The organism is Streptomyces sp. NPDC058375, from assembly GCF_042723425.1.
Taxonomy (GTDB): domain Bacteria; phylum Actinomycetota; class Actinomycetes; order Streptomycetales; family Streptomycetaceae; genus Streptomyces; species Streptomyces durocortorensis.
This window is the reverse complement of sequence record NZ_JBHXJG010000268.1, coordinates 1-9,505: the sequence shown is the minus strand read 5'-3', so window position 1 is coordinate 9,505 and position 9,505 is coordinate 1. Positions and strand designations below refer to the sequence as shown.

Genomic DNA, 9,505 nt, shown 5'->3' with positions numbered 1-9,505 from the left:
GCCGGGATCTCTCCGGCGGGCCGGGCCTCGCACGTCAGTCGCCGCAGCGGCCCTCGCGCAGCGAGTGCAGATGCTCGCTGGACTTGCGGGCGAAGGCGAGCGACTCGACCGGGTTGTCGTGCTCGGTCTGCCAGTGGTGGTAGCTCCGGCCGTGGTGGGTGCGCTTGGTGACCTTGGACAGGAACGTCTTGTAGTCGATGTCCCCGTCGCCGACGTCCGACATGCGGTAGCCGTCGCGGGTCGTGTCGTCGCGGACGCCGTCCTTGACGTGGAAGAGGGGGTAGCGTTCCGGGTTCTTCAGGACGTACTTCAGCGGGTCGAGCGGGGCCGGGGTGCCGTCCACGCGCTTGCTGAAGCGGAACTGGGCGCAGAACGCCCAGTAGATGTCCATCTCCAGATAGACGAGGTCCGGGTCGGTCTCTTCGAGCAGCACGTCGTAGAGGCGTACGCGCGGCTTGTCGGTCGCGAAGGAGAACTCCTCGGCGTGGTTGTGCTGGTAGAACTTCATGCCGCGCTTGCGGGCGGCCGCCCCGTACGTGTTGAAGTCCTCGGCCGCCCGCTTCCAGCCGTCCACGGTGTCGCCGTAGCGGAAGGGGCCGGAGGCCGTGCCGATGTGCTTGAGGCCGAGCGCCTGGGCGTCGTCGAGGACCTTCTCCAGGTTCTGGGCGAAGGTGTACGCGCCGGGGTTGTTGTCGTCGTAGTAACCGACGTGGCTGCCGATCGGGTTGAGGCCGTGGTCCCGGGCCAGCCGCTTGAGCTGCGCGAGGGTGATGGCGCCGGCCGTTCCCTGGGTGTATCCGGCGAACTCGATCTCGTCGTAGCCGTACTTCTCCAGTTCCGCGAAGACGGGGGCGAAGCCGAGCGTGGAGACCTGGTCGCGGAGGCTGTAGAGCTGGATGCCGAGGCGGCCGGGGGGCAGGACGGGCTTGCCCTTGCCGTGTCCGTGGCCGTGCCCATGGCCGTGACCATGACCGTTGCCGTGCCCGTGGCCCTGGCCCCGGTCGGCTGCCTGGGCGCTCGCCGTGCCGATGATCGTGGCCGCGGTGGCTCCGGCGGCGACGCCCAGGATGTTGCGGCGGCTCAGTCTGCGGGCGAGTTCGGTGTCCTTGGAGGTGCGGCTCATGTTCGCGTGACTCCCTTGGGTACATGGGTGACGTGGGTGAGCGGTGCGGTGCCGGGCGCGTGACGGGGATTGTCAGTGCAGTCCGGCAAGCTTGAGGAGCAGGGACTTCACTTCGGTGGCCCTGACCCGGTCGGTGAACGCGTGGGGGGTGGAGCAGAGGATGAGCGGACCTTCGTCGTCGCTCTCGGGGAGGCGGCCGTGGCTGCCGCGAATAGGTGAGGGGTCCAGGGGGACGACCGCCATGCGGTAGCGCATGCCGAGCTTCTTGCGGGCGACCGCCGAAACGGCCTTGACCCGGACGTAGGGGTCCTGGGGGTCCATGAAGAGCTCGACGGGGTCGTAGCCGGGCTTGCGATGGATCTCGACGAGCTGGGCGAAGTCGGGGGCGCGTGCGTCGTCGAGCCAGTAGTAGTACGTGAACCACGCGTCCTTCTCCGCGACGGCGACCAGTTCGCCGGAGCGGGGGTGGTCCAGGTGGTGCGCCTTCTTGCCCTCGTCGTCGAGGAGCTGCTCGATACCGGGCAGGTCCGCGAGGGCGGCCCGGGTCGCCTCCAGGTCCTCGGGGCGGCGTACGTAGATGTGGGCGAGCTGGTGGTCGGCGACGGCGAAGGCCCGGGACGTCATCGGGTCCAGGTATTCCATGCCGTCCTGGGTGTGGACCTCCAGCAGGCCCGCCCGGCGCAGGGCGCGGTTGATGTCGATGGGGCGGTCGACGCGGGTGATGCCGTATTCGGAGAGCGCGACGACCGTACGGCCTTCGGCGCGGGCGTCGGCCAGCAGCGGGGCGATCGCCCGGTCGAGGTCGGCGGCGGCCCGGTGGGAGCGGGGGTCGTTGGGGCCGAAGCGCTGGAGGTCGTAGTCCAGGTGGGGCAGGTAGCAGAGGGCGAGGTCGGGGGTGCGGGTGGCGATGATGTGGCGGGTGGCGTCGATGATCCACTGGGAGGAGACGAGGTCGGCGCCGGGGCCCCAGAAGTGGAAGAGGGGGAACGTGCCGAGTTTGTCGGTCAGTTCGTCGTGCAGGGCGGGCGGCCGGGTGTAGCAGTCGGGTTCCTTGCGGCCGTCGGCGTAGTAGACGGGGCGCGGCGTGACGGTCCAGTCGGTGTCGGCGCCCATCGCGTACCACCAGCAGATGTTGGCGACGGTGTAGCCGGGGTGGGCGCGGCGGGCCGCGTCCCAGAGTTTGTCGCCCTCGACGAGCCCGTTGTGCTGGCGCCACAGCAGGACGTCGCCGAGCTCGCGGAAGTACCAGCCGTTGGCGACGATGCCGTGTTCGGCGGGCATCGTGCCGGTGAGGAACGTCGACTGGGCGGCGCAGGTGACGGCCGGCAGCACGGTGGAGAGGGATGCCTGCGCGCCCTGCTTCCCGAGCGCCGCGAGGTTGGGCATGTGGGCCAGGAGCTGAGGGGTGAGGCCGACGACGTCGAGGACGAGGAGGGGGGTGGGGCCGGGGACGGCTTCGTCGGTCATGGCAGTTCCTTGAGGCCGAGGTCGACCAGGAGGTCGCGGGCGAGGGTGAGTTCGGCGGCGATGCCGTCGGCGAGCTGGGTGCGGGTGCGGGGCCGCAGTTCGGGGGGCAGCGCCTGCCAGGTGTACGTCTCCACCTCCAGGTGCCGGGTCAGGGGCACGGGTCCGCCGACGAGCCGAGCGAGCGTGTCCCGGAGGACGGGCAGCGTCGAGGTCAGCGGGGGCGCCGGGGGTGCGTGCAGGGGTACGTGGAAGTGGGCGCGCCAGGGGGTGGAGTCCGGGAGCGCCCGGCCGGCGAGGGCTTCGTCAAGGTCGTCGGTGCCGCGCAGTCCGGCGGCGGTGTGCGTGCGGGTCTGGTGCAGAAAGCGGGGTTCGGCGAACGCGGCGAGCGCGGTCCGGACCTCGGGCAGGTGCGGGTGTTCGGCGTGCAGGGCGGCGGAGAGCTGGGACTTGACGACACGGACGCCTGCGGCGGCCAGGGCGTCGAGTGCGGGTCCGGGGTCCTCGAAGGAGGTGGCGAGGTGGCAGGTGTCGACGCAGATGCCGATCCGGTCGTGGCCGACATCGGTGAGGGGGGCGATCGCGTCGGCGGTGGTCTCCACCGTGCAGCCCGGCTCCGGTTCGAGGCCGATGCGGATGGACTTGCCGGTCATCTCGGCCAGCGCGTCGAGGCGCTGGGCGAGCGTGGTGAGGGCGGCGCGTGCGGTGCGGGCGGCCTCGGGGTCGCCGTCGTACGGAGTGCGCCAGGCGAGCGGCAGAGTGGAGATGGTGCCCTCGGTGGCGTCGTCGGGGAGCAGGGCGGCCAGGAGGCGGGCGAGGTCGGTGGTGTGGGCGAGGCGGTCGGGTTCGGTCCAGTCAGGACGGTAGACCCGGTATTTGACCTCGTCGGCGCCGAACCCTTCGTACGGGAAGCCGTTGAGGGTGACCACTTCCAGGCCGCGGCTGTCGAGTTCGGCGCGCAAGGAGCGGAGTTCGGCGGGGTCGTTGATCAGGGTGCGGGCCGCGTCCCGGGCGAGCCAGAGGCCGATGCCGAGGCGGTCCCGGCCGAGTCGGCGGCGGACGGGTTCGCAGTGGTCGCGGAGCTGGGCGCGGACGCCTTCCAGGGTTTCGGCGGGGTGGACGTTGGTGCAGTAGGCGAGGTGGACCGTCGAGCCGTCCGGGTGGCGGAAGCGCATGGCCGCCTCACTCCCCGCCGCGCAGGATGGAGTTGCCCTCGTGGAGTGAGTCGGGGGCGGGGACGTCCAGCTGGAGGCGGCCGCTCTGGCCGTAGAAGGCGACCGGGTTGCGCCACAGGACCTGGTCGACGTCGTCCTCGGTGAAGCCGGCCTTCAGCATCGCGTCGGCGACCTTGCGGGTCTTCAGGGGGTCGCTCTTGCCCCAGTCCGCGGCCGAGTTGACGAGCATCTTCTCGGTGCCGTGGTTCTGCAGGATGGTGACCATCCGGTCCTCGTCCATCTTGGTGTCCGGGTAGATGGAGAACCCGGCCCAGCAGCCGCTGTCAGTGGCGGCCTTTACGGTTGTCTCATTGAGGTGGTCGAGGAGGACGAACTCCGGGGGGAGGTTCGATTCGCGGATGACGTCGATGGTGCGGTGGAGACCGGCGAGCTTGTCGCGGTGCGGGGTGTGGACGAGCGCTGGCAGAGCGTGGTCGGCGGCGAGCTGAAGCTGGGCGGCCAGGGCGTGGTCCTCGGCCGGGGTCATGGAGTCGTAGCCGATCTCGCCGACGGCGACGACCGAGTCCTTGACGAGGTAGCGGGGCAGCGCGTCCAGGACGGGGGTGCAGCGGGGGTCGTTCGCCTCCTTGGGGTTGAGGGCGAGCGTGCAGTGGTGGGCAATGCCGTACTGGGAGGCGCGGAAGGGCTCCCAGCCGAGGAGCGCGTCGAAGTAGTCGAAGAAGCTGGCGGGCGAGGTGCGGGGCTGCCCGAGCCAGAAGGAGGGTTCGACGAGCGCGCGGACGCCCGCGTCGTACATCGCCTGGTAGTCGTCGGTGGTGCGGGAGGTCATGTGGATGTGGGGGTCGAAGATGCGCATCAGGACTCCTCCGTGGGGGCGGGGGCTGCGGGAGCTGCGGTCGGCGGGGCCGGGTGGCCGCCCTCGTCGGCCGGGGCGGTGAGGGCGAGGGCATGTCCTAGGACCGTGCGCAGGTCTTCGGGGACGGGGCGGCCCGCAGCGGTGCGTTCGGCGGCGAAGTCGTCGAGCATCCGGGCGAGTTCGGCGTCGCCGCGGGCACGGTCGTCGAGCCGGGCGACGGCCGCGACGGGCACTTCGGTGAACAGGCACTTCAGTACGGCGTGCCGCCAGGCGTGGGCGCCCAGGTGCTCTGCGGCGTACGGGCCGACGGCCGCGGCGACCAGCCGGGTGTCGTTGGCGCGCAGGGCGTCCTCGACGAGCGGGAGAGCGGTGTCGCCGAGGTCGAGGAGGTGCAGGGTGAGCAGGACGGCGCGGCGTTCGGCGGCGGTGCCCTGTTCGTAGAGCCGGGTGACGGAGGACAGCCGGGCGCGGGCCTCGATGAGCAGGAGGGAGCGTACGGAGTCGGCGTGTTCCTGACCGCAGTGCCGGCCCGCGGCGGCGTAGCGCAGCTCCCACGGCGGGGAGGCGTACGGGCTCGCCCCGGAGCGGAGGGCCGCTTCGGTGGCCGCGTCGTGGGCGGCTTCGGCGAGGGCCTCGTCGAGCCAGGCGCGGGCGGCCCCGCCGAGTTCGGCGTCCAGTTCCTTGCGGGACGTCAGCACGGGGCGGCTCCCTTCGCCGCGGTACCGCGCGTCATCGCGTCGCGCAGGAAGTCGATCGAGGTGCGGGCCAGTTCGGGGCCGGCGTGGGAGTGGCGGGGCAGTTCGACGACGGTGAGACCCCGGTAGTCCGAGGCGGCCAGGGCGGCGAGCACGGGCGGGAAGTCGATCTCCCCGTCGCCGAACGGGAGGTGCTCGTGGACTCCGCGTCGCATGTCCTCGATCTGGACGTGCCGGAGCCAGGGTGCGGAGTCCTTGATGCAGTCGACGGGCGAGGCGTCCTCCAGGCACTGGCAGTGGCCGATGTCGAGGGTGAGGCCGAGCGGTCCGGGGTCGCCGAGGAGACCGCGCAGGTGGTGAAAGTCGGCGAGGGTGGCGAGGAGGTGACCGGGTTCGGGTTCGATCGCGAGGGGGACGCCGGATCGGTCGGCGGCTTCGAGAACGGGGTTGAGCGCTTCGGTGAGCCGTTTCCACGCGGTGTCCGTCGAGGTGCCGGGCGGGGTGATGCCGCTGAAGCAGTGGACGGCGTGCGCACCGAGTTCGGCGGCCACGTCGACGGCGCGGACCAGCAGGGCGGTGCGGGCGGCCCGGGCGTCGGGGTCCGGGTCGAGAAGGGAGGGGCCGTGCTTGCGGCGCGGGTCGAGGACATAGCGGGCGCCGGTCTCCACGGTGACCCGGAGCCCGAGCGAGGTGAGCCTGCGGCGGACCTGGCGGGTGCGCTCGGTGAGGTCCGGGGCCATCGGGTCCAGGTGCATGTGGTCGAGGGTCAGGCCGACGCCTTCGTAGCCGAGGTCGGCGAGCAGGCCGAGAGCGTCGTCGAGGCGGAGGTCGGTAAGCCCGTTGGTGCCGTATCCGAGGTGGAGGGTCATGTGAGGCTCACCTTCCGGGCGAGGCTGCGGGCGAGGGGGACGAGCCCCATGACGGCGAGACCGGTGACGGGCGATCCCGAGCGGGCGGCGAGCGCGGCCTGGAGCGGGATCATGGCCCGGATGCCCCCGCCGACCGCCCGTTGCGTCAGGGGCGGGGACGGGTTCAGGGCGGCGTGGAGGAGGGCTGGTCCGGCGGTACGGAGGTAGGCGGCGGTGAGCGCGAGGGTCAGGAGGCGGGTGGGGTCGGCGGCGGCCCTGGCGAGGAGGCCTTCGAGTCCCGGGATCGCGGGCAGCCCTGCGTCGAGGTCGGCGGCCCACCCAGGGCGGCGTGCGCCATACGGTTTCGCGTCGGGGCCGGCGGCCTGCCCGAGGGCGCCGGCGAGCGCCGCGCCAACAGGTCGCCTCGCGCCCGGGCCGGCGGCCGGCCCGAAACGGCCTGCGCCATACGGGCTGACGGCGGGGGCGGCGGCTCGCCCCGGATGGCCTTCGTCCCGCACTCCGGCTCCACGCCAGTCGGGGGCCCGCCCCCACCACTCCCCCAGCACCGCTGCCGCGAGTGCCGTCGTCGTGGCGAGGACCGCGAGCGGCGTGCCCGTGGAGCCGCCCTGCGTCTCGTGGCGCGACACGGCGGTGACGCCGTAGGTGTGGGCACCCAGCACCAGGGCGGCGGGCAGGGCGGGCAGGGACGCGGTGAGTCCGCCGCGTGCCGAGGCCGGCGTCGCTGCGCCGCGCACCGATCCCCGAACCGCCGCGCCGTTGACCGGCCTCGATATCGCCGCGCCGCGTACCGAAGTCCGTGTCTCCGCGCCGCGTCCCGAGGCCGGTGTCGCCGCGCCGCGCGCCAGAGCCGCTGTCGCCGTGCCGAGCACCGATCCGGGTGTCACCGTGCCCCGCGCCGAAGCCGGTACCGCTCCCGCCGGGGTCGACCCTGCCAAGGCCGCACGCGCCCCGGCCGGCGCTCCGGCAACGTTGTCGGGTCGGCCTGCCCTGCCCGGCGCACCGGTGTACGTCGCCGTAGCCGTCGCCCCCAGCAGCAGGTCCAGTGAGCGGGCCGCCGCCATGGCCGCCGGGCCCGCCTTGGTGTGCTTCAGGTGCAGGTCGTAGGCCCAGACCGTGGCGGCCAGGCCCGTGGCGACCGTCAGTGCGGGGCGGCCGGCCCGGGCCGCCAGGGCGAGGCCTGCCGCGGTCAGTGCCCCGGCAGCGCCCAGGGCCGCCGCCGGGCTGATGCGGCCCGACGGGATCGGGCGGTGCGGGCGGTCGACCGCGTCCTCGTCGCGGTCGGCCCAGTCGTTGAGGGCCATCCCGGCCTCGTACAGGCACAGCGACGCGCCGATCGCCAGCGCGGTGCCCCGGCCGGGCCCGCGGCCCACCGCAGCGGCGCCCGCGAGCGCGTCCCCGGGCACGGAGAACAGGGCGGAGACGCGCAGCAGTTCCGCCCAGGCCCGCAGGCGATGCCGGGGTGCGCCCCGGTCGGTGCCCGAGCCTGCGGACGGGCCGGTACCTGAGCCGACGCCCGCCCCGGCACCTGAGCCGACGCCCGCCCCGGTGCCCGAGCCGATGCTCGCTCCGGTGCCCGAGCCGGCGCCCGGCCCGGAGGCCGCTTCTGCACGGTCCGCGCCGGCGGCGTCCGCACCCTGTTCCCCGTTCCGGCCCGTGGGGGGCGGTTCAGGCCTGTCCGGTGCGGGCGCAGTCCCACCCGCGCCGGACAGGCTGTCATCGGTCACGGCGGTCGTCCGCACGCCGTGGGCCCTGCCGTTGTGCCGCCCGGTCCCGGACGGGAGTGCGGCCAGGGCCGCGGTGAGCGCGGCCGGAAGGATCCGCCCCCGCCACCTCATGCCTGGTCCCGCAGCCGCTCGGCGAAGGCGAGCAACGTGGCGTACTGCTCGGCGAGCGCCGCCGAGGTCCCGCCGTCCGGGTCCTTGAAGTAGAACCCCAGCTCCGGCAGGGGGCCGCCGACCCCCTTCTCGTGGGCGCGGGCGAGCAGTCGCGCCAGGTCCAGGACCAGGGGGGCGGCGAGGGCCGAGTCGCAGCCCTGCCAGATGGTCTGGAGGACCATGCGGGAGCCGAGGAATCCGTCAAAGGCGATGTGGTCCCAGGCGGTCTTCCAGTCCCCCATGGCGGGCACGTCGTCAATGTGCACCTCGCCCTCGGGGGCGGTGCCGAAGGTGTCGGCGAGGACGCGCTCCTTGCCGGCGTTCTTCGCGGCCGCGGCCGCCGGGTCGGCCAGCGCCGCCCCGTCCCCGCCGCCCAGCAGGTTCGACCCGGACCACGCCCGTACGGCGAGGGCGCGCTGGAGGAACATCGGGGCGAGCACGGAACGGAGCAGCGTCTGGCCGGTCTTGCCGTCGCGTCCGGCGTGGGGAAGTCCGCTGGAGGCGACGGTGTCGGTGAGCGCGGGGGCGCGCAGGCCGGTGGAGGGGGTGAAGTTGGCGTAGGAGCAGCCGGCGCGCAGGGCGGCGGCCGCGTAGAGGGAGCTGGCGGGCAGCCGGGTGTCGTCGGGGCCGGGCGCGGGTTCGGTGGAGGCGACGTTGACGACGACGGTGCGGGCCAGGTTGTGCCGGTGGTTGAAGTCGGTGAGGTCGGCGGCGAACGCGGCGATGAGTTCCTGGTCGGTGCGGGTGTCGCCGGGCAGGGGGCCGCCGGGGCGGATCTCGGCGTCGGCCGCGTCGAGTTCGGCGCGTACGGCGGAGGGGAGGCCGTGCGGGAGTACGCCGCCGTCGGCCAGCGCCTCGGCCCGCTTGGACAGCGGGCAGTCGAGGGTGTCGTGGCCTCCGAAGACCAGGTCGGTCAGGGCCGGCAGCCCGGTGTCGGCGAAGGAGGGCGTCTCGGTGACCATGCCGGTCGGCGGGTGGAGGCCCGCGGCGATGGCGGCGCAGCCTGCGGTGGCGGTGGTCGCCACGGAGCCGCGCGCTCCGATGAACCAGACGCCGGTGCGGCCCGCAGTGCCGACCGAGCCGGCGGCCTCCGTACGGCCCGAAGTGCCGACCGAGCCGGCGGCCTCCGAACGGGCCGCAGTACCGACCGGGCCGGTGACCCCCGAAGGGCCCGCAGTACCGTCCAGGCCGGTGGCCTCACTACGGTCCGCGGCGCCCGCGGGGCCGGCGGCCCCCGAAGGGCTCGGGGCGTCGGTGCGGCCTGGGGCCTGGATGTGGCCTTCACGATCGGCGTGTGCGGTCACGGGCTGCCTCCCTGGGGGGATGTGTCGGGGTGGAGGACGACGGGCGGGGGGAGGTGCGGGCTTCCCCCGCCCGTCGTCGGCAGAGGCGGGGGGCCCACGGAGGGGGGCCGCCCCGGAGTTGGGTGTTGGGGGAGGGCACCCGGTG

Annotated in this window: 8 protein-coding genes; all 8 read right to left on the bottom strand. The window is 73.7% G+C overall.

From position 1 onward, the window contains the following. Nucleotides 1–34: 34 nt before the first annotated feature. The 8 genes from ACFWM7_RS30000 to ACFWM7_RS29965 all read right to left on the bottom strand — a co-directional run bounded on the left by ACFWM7_RS30000 (nt 35) and on the right by ACFWM7_RS29965 (nt 9,360). On the bottom strand, nt 35–1,123 hold the full coding sequence (locus ACFWM7_RS30000; RefSeq protein WP_383266465.1) for a sugar phosphate isomerase/epimerase family protein: 1,089 nt from the start codon (nt 1,121–1,123) through the stop codon (nt 35–37). A 72-nt stretch (nt 1,124–1,195) separates the two neighbouring features. Then, nucleotides 1,196–2,590, bottom strand: a complete 1,395-nt coding sequence (locus ACFWM7_RS29995) for an alkaline phosphatase family protein (RefSeq protein WP_383266462.1) — start codon at nt 2,588–2,590, stop codon at nt 1,196–1,198. Then, nucleotides 2,587–3,762 carry a metabolite traffic protein EboE gene (gene eboE, locus ACFWM7_RS29990; protein WP_383266460.1) on the bottom strand — a complete coding sequence of 392 codons (1,176 nt, stop codon included), beginning with the start codon at nt 3,760–3,762 and terminating at the stop codon, nt 2,587–2,589. The genes ACFWM7_RS29995 and eboE overlap by 4 nt, the downstream gene beginning before the upstream one ends. 7 nt (nt 3,763–3,769) lie before the next feature. Beyond that, nucleotides 3,770–4,618: a TatD family hydrolase gene (locus ACFWM7_RS29985; protein WP_383266457.1), complete on the bottom strand. Its 849-nt coding sequence runs from the start codon at nt 4,616–4,618 to the stop codon at nt 3,770–3,772. Next, complete coding sequence (locus tag ACFWM7_RS29980) at nt 4,618–5,316, bottom strand: EboA domain-containing protein (RefSeq protein ID WP_383266454.1); 699 nt, start codon at nt 5,314–5,316, stop codon at nt 4,618–4,620. Before ACFWM7_RS29980 ends, ACFWM7_RS29985 begins: the two co-directional genes overlap by 1 nt. Then, nucleotides 5,310–6,182, bottom strand: a complete 873-nt coding sequence (locus ACFWM7_RS29975; RefSeq protein WP_383266451.1) for a sugar phosphate isomerase/epimerase family protein — start codon at nt 6,180–6,182, stop codon at nt 5,310–5,312. Before ACFWM7_RS29975 ends, ACFWM7_RS29980 begins: the two co-directional genes overlap by 7 nt. Then, entirely contained in the window at nt 6,179–7,906 is a 1,728-nt protein-coding gene (locus tag ACFWM7_RS29970; protein ID WP_383266448.1) for a UbiA family prenyltransferase, read from the bottom strand. The genes ACFWM7_RS29975 and ACFWM7_RS29970 overlap by 4 nt, the downstream gene beginning before the upstream one ends. Nucleotides 7,907–8,013: 107 nt before the next feature. Further along, nucleotides 8,014–9,360, bottom strand: a complete 1,347-nt coding sequence (locus ACFWM7_RS29965; RefSeq protein ID WP_383266445.1) for an inositol-3-phosphate synthase — start codon at nt 9,358–9,360, stop codon at nt 8,014–8,016. Nucleotides 9,361–9,505: the final 145 nt, after the last annotated feature.